Below are 12989 nucleotides of genomic sequence, written 5' to 3' on the forward strand. Positions count from 1 at the left end.
TACAAAAAACCAGGCCGACAAGCCTGGTTTTTTGTATTGACCGTATTAAGAGAAAAACGGTTTGTACTCTCGACGTTCATGCATGACGGATACCCATTGGAGCGTCGTGAACTCTTCGAGTACCCATTCACCGTTGAAGCGTCCGAGACCAGAGTTTTTCTCGCCCCCGAACGGCATGTGCGGTTCATCGTTGACTGATTGGTCGTTGACGTGAATCATGCCGGTCTCGACTTTTCGTGCGAAATTGGTCGCACGGTGGACGGTTCCATGTACGGCGCCGCTCAATCCATACGGTAATTCGTTCGAGAGACGGACAGCTTCTTCGTCATCTTTAAAGGAAAGAATGACCGCGACTGGACCGAAGATTTCATTTTTCGCGAGCGGCATGTCATTCGTGACACCACTGAGGACGGTCGGTTCGAGGACGTTGCCGTCCGCTGTCCCGCCAGTATGGACGGTCGCACCGGCGTCGACCGTTTTCTCGATTTGGTCTAAGATGCGATCGATTTGGTCGTGGTCGATGAGTGGACCGACTTGCGTATCTTTTTCGTTCGGGTCACCCGCTTTCAACTGTTTTACGCGCTCGACATAACGCTCCACGAACTCGTCATGAATCGATTCGGCGACGAGAATTCGGTTCGTCGACATACAGATTTGTCCTTGGTGGAAGAACTTACTGTACACGGCTGATTCGACGGCGCGGTCGAGGTCGGCATCATCGAGCACGACGAATACGTTATTTCCACCGAGCTCAAGTGCTGTCTTCTTCAGCAGACGACCCGCCTTCTCCGCAATTCCTTGCCCGACCTCGGTCGAACCCGTGAACGAGATGAGACGTGGAATCGGATGTTCGACGATTGCGTCCCCGATTTCAGACCCTCGTCCGACGACGACATTGAGCACACCTTTCGGAAGACCTGCTTCTTCAAAGAGTGATGCGAAAAGAAGCCCACCTGTGACCGGTGTCGCTGTGGCCGGTTTGACGACGACGGTATTTCCGGTCGCGAGCGCAGTCACAATCGATCGGACAGCCAAATGGAGCGGGAAGTTCCACGGGCTGATGATGCCGATGACACCGAGTGGTTTGCGATATACCCGGTTCTCTTTATTCGGCACAATTGATGGTTTGATGAGCCCGTCCATACGGAACGGGAACGTCGCGGCTTCTTTGATGATGGCCATCGATGCGGCGAACTCACTCTCTGCCTTGATGCGTGTACTACCGGACTCTTTCACGAGCCAGTCGACGATAAAGTCTTTGTTGTCCATCGTCAGCTGGGCAAACTTCTCAATCAATTCACGGCGTGCTTGTGGAAGCATGTCGGCCCAGTCCGTCTGAGACGCTTTCGCTGCTTCATAAGCACGATTCAAGTCCTCTTCATCCGCTGATTGAATCGAGAAGAGCGTCTCGTTCGAGAACGGATTGACGTTGTCGATCGACTTTTCACTTGATCCATTTACCCACTCACCATTGATGTACATGTTCGTAAAATCTGTATGCATATTTGAACACTCCTTTGTTTTTTCTTCACCATAAGAAGTATTCACTTGTTTTAGAAAAATAAACATATCAATGTATTGGATTTGGTAAACTTGAATCAATTAAATTCAACAAATTTAGGAGCAAACGATGAAAACTTGCTGTGTAAATTTCTTCCTTTTAGTGCCTTGGGCATTTTTTGTGGCGGCAATGGATTATATATGGGGTTTTCCATTTGGATATTTGATTGTACCGATTGTTATCTGGTTGGTAACGAAACAAGCTTTGAAGTATACACGTATACGTTTCGTTTTAGTTCCTTTGGTCGGATCGTATGGTTTGTCGATTTATTTAGCCTATTTGTTTGAGAATGATTGGGGATATTTCTTCAAGCCATTGAATCTGATAGGGATTGTTCATACGTGGTCGGTCGTGACATTGATTGGGGTACTCGTGATTTTGATTTATCATGGGGCTCAAAAAGTAAACCAGTCATCTAATGAACATTGAAAGGGGGATACGTCATATCTCCCTTTTTTGATGTTCGTTTCTACTTCCTGTACAGTTAGACGAAGAGAGGGGTTAGAAAGAGACATGAAACGTTATGAAGCGATTTTATTTGATATTGATGACACACTGTTAGACTTTAAACAAAGCGAACACGTCGCCTTAGAGCAGTTACTCGCATTCTACAACGTGCGGATGACGGATGAAGTGAAGGCGCGCTATGTCGACATCAACACCGGCCTATGGCGCGCATTTGAGCGCGGCGAAGTGGATCGTGAGGAAGTGCTCGTCGGGCGGCATACAAAACTGTTCGATTCACTCGGACTAAAGGTCGATGGATCATATGTCGAACAGCAGTATCGTGACTATTTACATGCAGGTGTACACATGATTGATGGCGCTATGGAGGTCGTGCAAGCGCTGAGCAACGACTATCCTCTTTACATCGTCACAAACGGTGTGACGGAGACGCAGTTCAAGCGATTAGAGTCATCGGGACTATTGCCGTACTTCCAAGATGTATTCGTATCGGATGCGACCGGCTCACAAAAACCGATGAGACCTTTCTTTGACTACGTCTTCAATCGAATCCCGAACGTGGCACCAGAGAAAGGTTTGATTATCGGTGACTCGGTCACGGCAGATATCGCCGGTGGGCGGATGTATGGGTTGGATACGTGTTGGTTCAATCCGAATGAAGTAGCTGCGACGACGGAGTCGACGTATGAGATTCGCCGCTTGGACGAGTTGAAATCTCTTCTCTAAGTTATGGAAGATTGATGGAATGACTCGGTAAGCGATTCGGTAGGTGAGCAAGCGCTTTTGGATAGAGCGTGACGTCTTGTAGACGTTCAAGTTTTTGCCAACGATAGATGAGGTGGTCTCCTTCAGGGCCGTAAAACTCTCCGTCTTGGAACGGGAGGTCACCGTCTACATAAAAGTACAGTCCAATCTCATGAAACGGTTGGTCGTTGTAGGTAAACAAGTTCTCGTGCACGAAGGCGAATGAAGTATCGGTCACTCGCATGTTCAACTCTTCATGTAGCTCGCGTGCGAGAGCGGTTGCGGCATCCTCACCGAGCGTGACGCGACCACCCGGCAATGCCCAAAAGTCATCCCGGACGTTTCGGTGAATCAATACGTGACCGTCTTTCAAAAAAATACCGGCGACGCGGTAATTGAAGACGCCATGTTCTGTCGGAAATACGAGATCCATCTATATCACTTCCAATCTTTGTAATCCATTCTAGTATACCTGAAGGAGGGGTCGTATGTTTCAACCACATACGCAATATCGAGATGAAGATTTCCGTGACGTAACACTCCGAGACGAAGAACTGTCACACGTCACGTTTGAGAACTGTCGCTTCACATACGTCGATGCGACGGAACTACAAACAGAACGCTGTCAGTTCATCAACTGCGATTTCACCGACTCGAAATGGAATGCGTCCCGTCATGTCGGGAGTTCATTTTTGAACTGTCAGTTCCAGGGTGCCAATCTGTTCACGAGTGAGTTTGAACAATGTAAAATGACCGGTTCATCTTTCGAAGAAAGTCAGTTTGAAGGCGTCCGTGTAACGGAAGGGGACTGGTCGTTCGTCAACCTTCGTTACGTGTCGCTCAAAAAGGTGGATTGGTCCCACGTACGTTTAATTGAGGCGGACCTGTACGGTGCCGATTTGACTGAGACGGTTTGGCATCAGGCGGACTTGTCACGAGCGACACTGCAACATGCGGTGTGCCGTAGTGCCGACTTCAGAGGAGCCCTCGTCGATGGGGTTGATTTTTCGAACGTGACGTTACAGCAAACAAAACTAGACGCGATGCAGGCAATCCAAGTCGCGCGCTCATTGGGGGCGATTGTAGAATGAAACCGGAACAAATCGTTGAACAGTTGGTTGCGTTCGCAAAAGAACGTGAATCCATCCGAACGGTCGTCTTGAACGGCTCGCTCATCAATCCGAACATCCGACCAGACCCGTATCAGGATGTCGATCTTGCCTTTTACGTGGAAGACGTTCAAGCGGTTGCGACCGATCGCTCATGGATCGACATGTTTGGAGAGGTCTTGATTATGCAGACACCTGAGACGTCTGATCCCGAACGACATGTGACGTTTTTAGTGCAATATGTGAGCGGACACCGCATTGATTTGACGATTCGAAGCGTAGCGCAACTTGAAGCGATGCTCGAAGCCGACTCGCTTAGTCAGATCGTATTCGACCGAGATCATCATCCAGGTGTGACACCGTCAGACGACACATACCGTGTGACACGTCCATCTGCAGACGAGTATGCAGCTTGTTGGAATGAGTTTTGGTGGGTGTCGCTCTATGTCGTCAAAGGAATCAAACGACATCAGGTGCTATACGCGCTCGACCACCTCGACATCATGCGAAAGATGCTCCGTCAGATGATGGGATGGAACATCGGCTATGCGACGGAATTCTCCGTGAATCTCGGGAAATCGGGCGACGGGATGCGCGACCACTTGCCAGAAGAATTGTGGGAGATGCTAGGGACGACGTATGCTTCGGCTGAGCTGAGCGCCATCGAAGACACCCACGACCGCCTGCAATCACTCTTCTTCTTTTGTGCACAACGTGTCGCCGAACAAGGCGACTTCATATTCCGAGAGGAAGAGGCGAGACGCGTCCGGTCTGCATGTGCATCACTTCGACATTCAAACGATTAATGACGGCACAAGCCGGGAAACGCTTCTTATAGAGAAAGGAGCGTTTTTTTATGAATCCATATACGACATTTATTGCCCTTTTAGTCGGAAGTCTTGTCCTATTTGTCGGCGTTCGTTTAAAGAAATGGCCAATCATTTTGGTTGCGATGCTTCCCCTTGGTCTCGTCGCATTTAATATGTTCTTACTCATTACTGGGCGTTAGGAGACACTCACTCGTCTTTTTGATACATCGATTTGATGAAGAAGGCACTCGGTAACAAAATACCGATGGCGCCTTCGATGATAGCGAATAATCGGGTCAAACCTATCGGTAACAAATCACCAAAACCAATGGATAGTAACGTGACCCCGCTGAAGTACAGGAGGTTTTCCCAAGTCGGTTCGACGGCATTCATGGATTCGAGTGAAGTGACGAGAATGACTGAATCACGAGACAATGCATAATAAATCAATGTGAATCCTAACATGACACCGAATAGGCTGACGAACAACTGAGTAAACAATCTTCCATCAAATCCTGCTTGCTTGTACGTTCGACGTTTGAAAAACCAAAATACGTTCAAACTGATGAAGAGTAAGGCAATTGTCAATAAAATCGTATTCAATCTCAACACATCCTTTTCACGTAAACAGGTTCATTTACCCATTCCCGTAACGAAGAATGGGAAACAGAATCGGAAAAGGTTTGCAATTGATGAAAAGATTGATAAAATGTGGTCGAAGACGACTGAATTTCATAATGTTTGCCACTAGGGGAGTCGCGTCACGCGGCTGAGATGGACAAGGTCCAGACCCTTTGAACCTGATCTAGTTCACGCTAGCGTAGGGAAGTGGGCGATACGACTCATATAGCTCCATCTAGATATGATTGTCCGAGACGCCGCTTCCGTTATGGGAGGCGGCGTCTTTTCACTTATATAAGGAGGGGTCACTATGAAATTTACAGATCACTTACGTCAGGAAGCAGATGGGTTGTTTGAAGCAAGTTTTCATCATCCATTCGTCCGTTCGCTTGGAGAAGGCACGCTAGATGAGAAAAAGTTCAGACACTATGTCATGCAAGATTCCTATTATTTGAATCAATTTTCAAAAGTACAGGCAAAAGGAGCTACGCTCGCACCGACGATGGAGCTCTCAAGCCGTTTTTTAACACATGCCTTACACACGATTGAGGCGGAGCTTGCACTTCATCGTGAGTTTTTCACGATGCTAAATGTGACGGATGTCGAATTGGCGAACTTCGAACCGGCGCCGACCGCTTATGCGTATGCGCTCCATATGCAACAGGCAGGACCGACTCTCGGGGACGTGCTGGCATCGATTCTTCCATGCTACTGGGTGTATTACGAGATTGGTGAACGTCTGAAAGACAAGCGTCCGGACCATCCGATTTATTCGGCCTGGATTGCGACATACGGCTCTGAATGGTTCCGCGAACTCGTAGAAGAACAGATTGATCGGTTGGATGAACTGGCTGGTCAAGCGACGGAAGAGGAACGTGTACGTTATACGAAACTGTTCTTGAAGAGTTGCTATTACGAAGTCGCTTTTTGGGAAATGGCGTGGACGCTTGAGTCGTGGACATTGTCGCAGGAGGTCAACCAATGAGACATGAGATTTGGAACGAGATTCGACAGCAGGCTCCGTTGATTCACAACATCACGAACACGGTTGTGGCGAATTTTTCAGCGAATGGACTGCTCGCAATCGGCACCTCTCCAGTGATGGCAGACGCGATTGAAGAAGTGGCAGAGATGACATTCGTGAGCGATGCGCTCGTGTTAAATATCGGGACACTTGGAACGATGACCGAAGCCACGATGATTCGTGCAGGGCAAGCGGCAAACGAGGCAGGATGCCCGATTGTACTCGACCCGGTCGGAGTGGGGGCGACATCATTTCGCCGAGATGTCATCGAGCGTATTTTACGCCACGTCCGTGTCACGGTCATTCGAGGGAACGCAGGAGAGATTGCGACATTGATTGGTGTCGATTGGGCGGCTCGTGGTGTCGATGCGGGTGACGGTGCATGCGAACCACGACAACTGGCACTTGAAGCCGCAAAACGATACGGATGTGTCGTGGCCGTGACTGGAAAAGAAGATATGGTCAGTGACGGACATGTCGTCATGGAAGTCCGAGGTGGGACGAAACGGATGACTGAGACGACCGGTACAGGGTGTTTACTCAGTGCGGTCGTCGGAGCTTGTCTAGCCGTTGAAAAAAATGCGCTCAAGGCGACTGTGACTGCCATGTCAGGCTACGCCTATTGCGGGGAGCTAGCGAGTGAACGGGCGGAAGGGCCGGGAGACTTCCCGATTCACTTTTTAAATGCACTCCATCAATTGGCACAGCATGCTATCCCGACGAATCGGATCGAGGTGACAACATCGTGAGACCTCAAGTGTTGACAATCGCAGGATCTGATTCAGGAGGAGGCGCCGGTATTCAAGCTGACCTCAAAACGTTTCAAGAGCTCGGTGTGTTCGGGACGAGCGTGCTCACCGCCATCACAGCTCAGAATACACTTGGGGTTCATGGGATTGAAGCCATTTCCTTGGAAATGATTAACCGGCAAATCGATGCGGTGGCGGATGATTTTGCCATCACCGCTTGTAAAACCGGGATGTTGGCGGATGCGGAACGCATTGAAGTGGTGGCCAAAGCGCTTGCACGTTACGATTTCGATCATGTCGTCGTCGACCCTGTCATGGTGGCGAAAGGTGGGGCTTCCTTACTACAAGAAAGTGCAGTCGAAGCACTTCGTACGAAGTTATTGCCACAAGCGACCGTCGTGACCCCGAACATTCCTGAGGCAGAGGTGCTAGCTGGAATGGAGATTCGGACCGAGATGGATCGAATGAAAGCCGCTCAATTGATTCGGGGTCTTGGTGTCGATGTTGTCGTCATCAAAGGGGGACATGCCGATGATACGGATGCCGTGGATCTCATTATGGCCGAATCTGAAGCCTTCCGCGTGAAAGCACCTCGAATTCAAACGAAAGATACGCACGGGACGGGATGTACGTTCTCGGCCGCATTGACGGCTGAATTGGCGTATGGGAAGACGTTGCGTCAAGCGGTCGTGGATGCCAAACGATTCATCCATCAGGCGATTGCACACGGGCTATCAATTGGACAAGGTCATGGACCGACCAATCACTGGGGACATCGTTTAGCGAAAGAAGAGGTGATTACCATTGACGTCATGTACGAAACGAGCGCTCGCTAAGCAACTTCGCCTTTATTTCGTATGCGGGACGACCGATTCAAGTGACTTGGTCATGACGGTGGAAACGGCACTTCGATGTGGGGTGACATGTTTTCAATTTCGTGAAAAAGGTAAAGGTGCATTGTATGGAGATGAAAAAGAAGCGATGGCGAAAACGCTCCAACACTTATGTAGACGGGCGAATGTTCCATTTATCGTCAACGATGACGTGGAATTGGCGCGATCGATTGGTGCGGATGGTGTGCATGTCGGCCAAGACGATTTGCCTGCCGAATGGGTTCGTCAACAGTTGGGACCTGATAAATGGTTAGGTGTCTCTGTCCATACGATGGAGGAAGCAAGTGCGGCTCTTCCGTTCGCAGATTATGTCGGGATCGGACCGATTCATGCAACAACAAGTAAGGCGGATGCAGGGCATGTGCGTGGCACGGAACTGATTCAACAGGTTCGTCGACACTATCCGCTGCTTCCGATTGTGGGGATCGGGGGCATTCGTCCGGAACATGTACCGGCAATCATACATGATGGGGCGGACGGTGTTGCCGTCATCTCTGCCATCGCTTCTGCACCGGATGTAGCAGCAGCTACCCGGCGTTTCGCTTGTCTCTGAAATCAATGTTGAGGAGGAAGACAGATGAACGTATTTGTAATCGGTGCAAACGGTCAAATTGGCCGTCAGTTTGTCGAAAAATTACATGATGAAGGAAAGCATCAAGTGACTGCGATGGTGCGTAAAGAAGAGCAACTTGAGGATTTCAAGTCAAAAGGGTACAACGCCGTACTCGGTGACCTCGAAGGTTCAGTGGAAGATTTACAGAAAGCCATCGATGGGATGGACGTCATCGTGTTCGCGGCTGGTTCTGGTGGAAGTACCGGCGCAGACAAGACGCTCTTGATTGACCTAGACGGTGCAGCGAAAAGTATCGAGGCGGCACAAGCGAACGGGAACATTAAGCATTTCGTCATGGTCAGTGCCTTGAAAGCTGAAGATCGCTCGGCTTGGCCGGATTCGATGAGACCTTACTATGTGGCGAAGCATCATGCCGATCGTTTGCTAGAAGAGAGTGGGCTCACATACACGATTGTTCGTCCGGGGGCATTGACGGATGACGCAGGAACGGGCAAAGTGAACACGCAGTTCGAAGGAAGTGGCGAGGTCCCGCGTGAAGATGTGGCATCGTTCTTGGTACATGTGCTCCATGACCATTCGAATGCGCAGAACAAAGCGATTGATTTGATTAAAGGGGATATCCCGATTGAAGAAACATTATAAGCATGAAGGAACGGGATATGGACTATCCCGTTTTTTGTCGCTTTGAAAGGGGAAAGAGAACAGAATGGCGAAATAGGGGATTACATTCAGTTAAGGAGGTTCCGCATGACCGAGATGTTTCTTTATCTGGCGGTCTACTTAGTGCCGTCATTTTTACTCGGATTTTTAGCACTCGATGTCTTTCAACGTAATCCGAATAAAGTGGAGCATCGTTTGTTGAGCCTGTTTGTTTTCGGCTATTCGATGCTCTTCTTGGCAGAGTTTGTCCGTCATCTTTCACCGATTGAATATAGTCCGGCACTTATTACATATTGGTTTGGGAATGCCGGGATTCTCATTTTTGTTTTTTCCGTTCATTTTATGTTAAGTATCACAGGATTAGGCACGAAAGCGCCAAAATGGCTTTACCCGTGGGTCGTCTATTTACCATTGATTCCTGTCGTGCTGACGTACGTTCGAAGAGAAAACCTTACGAATAGTCAGCAGTTTGAGCAAGTGGGAGTTTGGATTTATCCTGAGTTCAATTCATCATATTTAATCACGCTGACGATCGGGAATATTTTTCACTTCCTGATTATTTGCCTTATTTTTTATGCATTACGAAAAACGAATCGAAGAGAACACCAACGAGTATTACGTATGCTTTTTTGGACGGCTATTGTCATCTTGTTGTGGGATATCGTCTTCGGTTATTTTCAATTCCGTGGATTCATGCCGCCTTATTCGTACATGTATGGGGGATTGGTTTGGGCGGTGGCACTCGTGATTGCCATGAACCGTTTGGATTTCTTGACCTCTTACGTAAAACGATACGGGACACTTTATAATTTGAATCCATCTGCCATTCTTTTGATTGATCCTGAAGGCAATATAGAGAGTGCGAATCCAGCTGCACGTACCTTATTTCATACGGTGCGTGTCATGAATGAGCGTTTTGTCGATCTATTGCCAGAAAAGAAAAAAACGGAGTGGCTGGAACATTATAATCAACACTTCATCACGCGAAAAAAGTTTTTAGAGTTTGAAACGAAAATCATGACAAAATCGGGACAAGAGCGTTATGTCGTTATCGATGGGGATTTCGTCGACATCGATCGAACGATTCACGGAATGATTATCATTCGTGATGTGCACTCGTTCAAAGAGGCCGAGCAAACAATCCGTTTCTTTGCCTATCATGATCCGCTTACGAAACTGGCAAATCGACGTGCGTTTTATGAACGCGCCGATCATGCATTGCTTGATTCTGCGAGATTGTCTTTACTCATTATTGACTTAGACGGATTCAAAGCGGTGAACGATACGTACGGCCATCAAATCGGAGACCACTTCTTGACACACTTAGGCGGATTGTTGGAAGCTTCGACTCGAGACGTCGGGTTGGCTTCCCGCGTCGGAGGCGATGAATTTTACATTTACTTAGTCGATTTAACAGATTCTGAAGTGCTGGCATTTATTCACGAACTTCAGATGACGTTGAATCGAAATCCATTCAAAACCCCAGATTTGGCGATTCCAATTCGGGCAAGTATCGGGGTCAGTCACGCCCCTGACCAAGGGACCGATTTGGACAAGTTGATTCATAAAGCGGATCAGGCGATGTATCAAATCAAACAGAACGGAAAAAATGATTATGCGATTTATAATGAGGCGTTACATGGTCCGATGTAAAGGGAACATAAAAATGGTTAATCATTGAGAGGAGGATGCGATATGTCAGAGAGACCGTTAGTGACGATGCGGACTGAAGGAGAGGCGGGAGGTGTCAAGACGACTGTTCGTGTAGGCGAGCACACTCCATTTGTCGTCGATGAACCGGAACGACTCGGTGGAACGAATATGGGACCAAACCCACTCGAATATCTTCTCGGTGCGCTGTCGTCTTGTACGACCATCATGATTGCTTACGTCGCCCAGGACTTGAGCTTTGAGTATGAAGGGGTCGAGTTTGGTACGGAAGGTACACTCGATCCGCGAGGTTTCCAAGGGATGGAAGGTGTGCGCACTTATTTTGAGTCGGTTCATATGAAAATCATACTCGACACGACCGAATCGGATGAGCGGATTGCGGAATTAAGGAAAGGTGTCGAGGCACGATGCCCAATCCATAATCTGATGCATGCGGCAGATGTGACGATGACGGCAGAATGGGTTCGGAAATAAAGGTGGGGGCAACCTCATCTTTTTTACATAATAAGAGGCGTAAACGAGGATGGAGGGGGAAACGGATGCATCACCAACCGATGACACGTGAATGGGCAGGCCAAATTCAAGAATGGACCTACGGAGCTCCTTATGACTTCTATAATCAGCCTCCTTCTGAAGAGGGAATCGCCGAGTTGATGGCGTATCAGGCAACTTTAGAAAAACATGAACTGATTGGATTTTATTGTATCGGCTCCCCGGCTCAAGTGCCCAATTCGACATATCTATATTCGTCAGATTTCACGGACATCGGATTTGGGATGCGGCCTGACTTGACGGGGAAAGGACGGGGACGCGCATTCGTGACCTATGTCATCGAGAGGGCAATCGAAAAAGGAAAACCGCTTCGACTGACTGTCGCTTCTTTCAACGAGCGCGCGATTCATCTATACGAAACGGTCGGATTTCGCACCATCACATCGTTCGAGCGGAATGGTGTCCCCTTTCAAGTGATGGTACGCGATCAACCATACTGTTTTTGATGTGCTTTTTTACGTCGCAAATAATCCTCATCGGCACGAAGCTGATCCCAATACGTTTTGAAGATGCGTGCAGACTCCGCCTTTTCCTCATCGATTTGGCGTTCATGAATGTCACCGTCTTCTTTATATTTTCGCCCGCCTTTATAATTGGCGTAGCGCCGGGCTCGTGTATAGCCCATTTGAATGAACTTTCGGGCCATATCCATCCCGACGAAATCATCGTTCGCGCGATACGCTTCAAACAACTCCATGATTTCTTCGGCAGATTGCTTCGCAATCTCAGGGGTCTTAAATCGCCAATGAGGCAAAATCTCGCTTTTATACGGTTCGACGAGTAACACACCTTGTTCACCACGACCGACCCGGTACAGCTCCGGTTGTTTTCGAAAGTCGATTTCATCAAAGTTTAAATCGTAATCAAATGGCATGGTCATTCCTCCTCGCCTAACGTTTCCCATTAGGGCGGTGGAGGAAACAACTCGAAGGAAAAGGACGGATTGAGATGATCACTTTAGAGACAGAACGATTGATTTTACGGGCATTTACGTTAAAAGATGCAGAAGATGTGTACCATTATGCAAAAGATGAGCGAGTCGGACCGATGGCCGGTTGGGCACCTCATGAATCAATTGAAGAAACAAGGGACGTCATTCAACTGTTTATCAAGGAGGGGGATGTATGGGCCATCGTCTTGAAAGAGACCGGGAAAGTGATCGGTAGCATCGGGTTACATGACCGAAGACCAAACCCTTCAATCCAACATGAGGCACAGCGTGAAATCGGTTATGTACTCAGTCCAGACTATTGGGGAAACGCTTATACGCCGGAAGCCGTTCAGGCGATGATTCGATTTGGGTTCGAAGCGTTAGGGTTGGAGCGGATTTGGTGCGGATACTTCAGCTTCAATGACCAATCGCGGCGCGTCGTTGAAAAGTCTGGGTTCACCTATGCGTTTACAAAACAACAGGAATTGACCCGACTCGACGGACGAACGGTAGAAAATCTCGTCTATGTCCAATTAAATCCGACGTTCTTTACACATTGAAGCACGATTTCAGTGTGTTTTTTCATGAAATATTCAAAATCCCCTTGATATGTAACCGGTTACACA

At 48.3% G+C, this 12989-nt stretch carries 18 protein-coding genes and 1 riboswitch; of the genes, 14 read left to right on the forward strand and 4 right to left on the reverse strand.

Annotated elements, in window-relative coordinates:
• Window positions 1-45: 45 nt before the first annotated feature.
• On the reverse strand, window positions 46-1503 hold the full coding sequence (locus tag KNP00_RS05095; RefSeq protein ID WP_215142884.1) for an aldehyde dehydrogenase family protein: 1458 nt from the start codon (window positions 1501-1503) through the stop codon (window positions 46-48).
• Between the two features lie 127 nt (window positions 1504-1630).
• Between KNP00_RS05095 and KNP00_RS05100 the strand changes: the two genes are divergently transcribed.
• Both KNP00_RS05100 and KNP00_RS05105 read left to right on the forward strand, forming a co-directional pair.
• Window positions 1631-1990: a hypothetical protein gene (locus KNP00_RS05100; protein ID WP_215142886.1), complete on the forward strand. Its 360-nt coding sequence runs from the start codon at window positions 1631-1633 to the stop codon at window positions 1988-1990.
• 84 nt (window positions 1991-2074) lie between these two features.
• A complete protein-coding gene (locus KNP00_RS05105; protein WP_215142888.1) occupies window positions 2075-2752 on the forward strand; it encodes a YjjG family noncanonical pyrimidine nucleotidase in 678 nt (225 codons plus the stop codon).
• A 1-nt stretch (window position 2753) separates the two neighbouring features.
• Here the strand turns inward: KNP00_RS05105 and KNP00_RS05110 are convergent, their stop codons facing one another.
• Window positions 2754-3203, reverse strand: a complete 450-nt coding sequence (locus KNP00_RS05110) for an NUDIX hydrolase (RefSeq protein WP_215142890.1) — start codon at window positions 3201-3203, stop codon at window positions 2754-2756.
• Between the two features lie 55 nt (window positions 3204-3258).
• On the opposite strand from KNP00_RS05110, the gene KNP00_RS05115 reads away from it, so the two are divergent.
• From KNP00_RS05115 to KNP00_RS05125, 3 genes are read left to right on the forward strand one after another with little or no spacing between them, the layout of a single operon-like run.
• Complete coding sequence (locus KNP00_RS05115; protein ID WP_215142892.1) at window positions 3259-3861, forward strand: pentapeptide repeat-containing protein; 603 nt, start codon at window positions 3259-3261, stop codon at window positions 3859-3861.
• Window positions 3858-4685, forward strand: a complete 828-nt coding sequence (locus KNP00_RS05120) for an aminoglycoside 6-adenylyltransferase (protein WP_215142894.1) — start codon at window positions 3858-3860, stop codon at window positions 4683-4685. Before KNP00_RS05115 ends, KNP00_RS05120 begins: the two co-directional genes overlap by 4 nt.
• 50 nt (window positions 4686-4735) lie before the next feature.
• Window positions 4736-4888 (forward strand): hypothetical protein, encoded by a 153-nt coding sequence (locus KNP00_RS05125; protein ID WP_215142896.1) that lies wholly within the window; start codon window positions 4736-4738, stop codon window positions 4886-4888.
• 7 nt (window positions 4889-4895) lie between these two features.
• Here the strand turns inward: KNP00_RS05125 and KNP00_RS05130 are convergent, their stop codons facing one another.
• Window positions 4896-5291 carry an ion channel gene (locus tag KNP00_RS05130; protein ID WP_215142898.1) on the reverse strand — a complete coding sequence of 132 codons (396 nt, stop codon included), beginning with the start codon at window positions 5289-5291 and terminating at the stop codon, window positions 4896-4898.
• 136 nt (window positions 5292-5427) lie between these two features.
• Window positions 5428-5532, forward strand: a riboswitch (TPP riboswitch).
• Window positions 5533-5619: 87 nt separating this feature from the next.
• On the opposite strand from KNP00_RS05130, the gene tenA reads away from it, so the two are divergent.
• From tenA to KNP00_RS05170, 8 genes are all read left to right on the forward strand, one after another.
• Window positions 5620-6294: a thiaminase II gene (tenA, locus tag KNP00_RS05135; protein ID WP_215142899.1), complete on the forward strand. Its 675-nt coding sequence runs from the start codon at window positions 5620-5622 to the stop codon at window positions 6292-6294.
• The gene (gene thiM / locus KNP00_RS05140; protein WP_215142900.1) at window positions 6291-7082 is read left to right on the forward strand and encodes a hydroxyethylthiazole kinase; all 792 of its coding nucleotides are present in this window, start codon (window positions 6291-6293) and stop codon (window positions 7080-7082) included. Before tenA ends, thiM begins: the two co-directional genes overlap by 4 nt.
• On the forward strand, window positions 7079-7918 hold the full coding sequence (thiD, locus tag KNP00_RS05145) for a bifunctional hydroxymethylpyrimidine kinase/phosphomethylpyrimidine kinase (protein WP_215142901.1): 840 nt from the start codon (window positions 7079-7081) through the stop codon (window positions 7916-7918). Before thiM ends, thiD begins: the two co-directional genes overlap by 4 nt.
• Window positions 7887-8528, forward strand: coding sequence for a thiamine phosphate synthase (thiE, locus tag KNP00_RS05150; RefSeq protein ID WP_215142902.1), 642 nt, complete (start codon window positions 7887-7889; stop codon window positions 8526-8528). Before thiD ends, thiE begins: the two co-directional genes overlap by 32 nt.
• A gap of 24 nt (window positions 8529-8552) precedes the next feature.
• Window positions 8553-9191, forward strand: a complete 639-nt coding sequence (locus tag KNP00_RS05155) for an SDR family oxidoreductase (protein WP_215142903.1) — start codon at window positions 8553-8555, stop codon at window positions 9189-9191.
• Between the two features lie 105 nt (window positions 9192-9296).
• Window positions 9297-10862: a GGDEF domain-containing protein gene (locus tag KNP00_RS05160; protein WP_215142904.1), complete on the forward strand. Its 1566-nt coding sequence runs from the start codon at window positions 9297-9299 to the stop codon at window positions 10860-10862.
• 42 nt (window positions 10863-10904) lie between these two features.
• Complete coding sequence (locus KNP00_RS05165) at window positions 10905-11354, forward strand: OsmC family protein (protein WP_215142905.1); 450 nt, start codon at window positions 10905-10907, stop codon at window positions 11352-11354.
• Window positions 11355-11419: 65 nt separating this feature from the next.
• Window positions 11420-11878 (forward strand): GNAT family N-acetyltransferase, encoded by a 459-nt coding sequence (locus KNP00_RS05170; protein ID WP_215142907.1) that lies wholly within the window; start codon window positions 11420-11422, stop codon window positions 11876-11878.
• On the opposite strand, the gene KNP00_RS05175 is transcribed toward KNP00_RS05170, so the two are convergent.
• On the reverse strand, window positions 11860-12306 hold the full coding sequence (locus KNP00_RS05175; RefSeq protein WP_215142909.1) for a DUF4385 domain-containing protein: 447 nt from the start codon (window positions 12304-12306) through the stop codon (window positions 11860-11862). The genes KNP00_RS05170 and KNP00_RS05175 overlap by 19 nt on opposite strands.
• Before the next feature lie 74 nt (window positions 12307-12380).
• Between KNP00_RS05175 and KNP00_RS05180 the strand changes: the two genes are divergently transcribed.
• Complete coding sequence (locus tag KNP00_RS05180) at window positions 12381-12923, forward strand: GNAT family N-acetyltransferase (RefSeq protein ID WP_215142911.1); 543 nt, start codon at window positions 12381-12383, stop codon at window positions 12921-12923.
• The last annotated feature ends 66 nt before the right edge of the window (window positions 12924-12989 follow it).

The organism is Exiguobacterium qingdaonense (genome assembly GCF_018617855.1).
Classification (GTDB): Bacteria; Bacillota; Bacilli; order Exiguobacteriales; family Exiguobacteriaceae; genus Exiguobacterium; species Exiguobacterium qingdaonense.

Bases quoted from the DNA above. Each gene is read 5' to 3' on its own strand.
- KNP00_RS05095 (WP_215142884.1), bottom strand. From the start codon at position 1,503: ATGCATACAGATTTTACGAACATGTACATCAATGGTGAGTGGGTAAAT.
- KNP00_RS05115 (WP_215142892.1), top strand. From the start codon at position 3,259: ATGTTTCAACCACATACGCAATATCGAGATGAAGATTTCCGTGACGTA.
- KNP00_RS05125 (WP_215142896.1), top strand. From the start codon at position 4,736: ATGAATCCATATACGACATTTATTGCCCTTTTAGTCGGAAGTCTTGTC.
- KNP00_RS05165 (WP_215142905.1), top strand. From the start codon at position 10,905: ATGTCAGAGAGACCGTTAGTGACGATGCGGACTGAAGGAGAGGCGGGA.
- KNP00_RS05100 (WP_215142886.1), top strand. From the start codon at position 1,631: ATGAAAACTTGCTGTGTAAATTTCTTCCTTTTAGTGCCTTGGGCATTT.
- KNP00_RS05170 (WP_215142907.1), top strand. From the start codon at position 11,420: ATGCATCACCAACCGATGACACGTGAATGGGCAGGCCAAATTCAAGAA.
- KNP00_RS05175 (WP_215142909.1), bottom strand. From the start codon at position 12,306: ATGCCATTTGATTACGATTTAAACTTTGATGAAATCGACTTTCGAAAA.
- thiM (WP_215142900.1), top strand. From the start codon at position 6,291: ATGAGACATGAGATTTGGAACGAGATTCGACAGCAGGCTCCGTTGATT.
- tenA (WP_215142899.1), top strand. From the start codon at position 5,620: ATGAAATTTACAGATCACTTACGTCAGGAAGCAGATGGGTTGTTTGAA.
- KNP00_RS05110 (WP_215142890.1), bottom strand. From the start codon at position 3,203: ATGGATCTCGTATTTCCGACAGAACATGGCGTCTTCAATTACCGCGTC.
- KNP00_RS05105 (WP_215142888.1), top strand. From the start codon at position 2,075: ATGAAACGTTATGAAGCGATTTTATTTGATATTGATGACACACTGTTA.
- KNP00_RS05180 (WP_215142911.1), top strand. From the start codon at position 12,381: ATGATCACTTTAGAGACAGAACGATTGATTTTACGGGCATTTACGTTA.
- KNP00_RS05120 (WP_215142894.1), top strand. From the start codon at position 3,858: ATGAAACCGGAACAAATCGTTGAACAGTTGGTTGCGTTCGCAAAAGAA.
- KNP00_RS05155 (WP_215142903.1), top strand. From the start codon at position 8,553: ATGAACGTATTTGTAATCGGTGCAAACGGTCAAATTGGCCGTCAGTTT.
- KNP00_RS05160 (WP_215142904.1), top strand. From the start codon at position 9,297: ATGACCGAGATGTTTCTTTATCTGGCGGTCTACTTAGTGCCGTCATTT.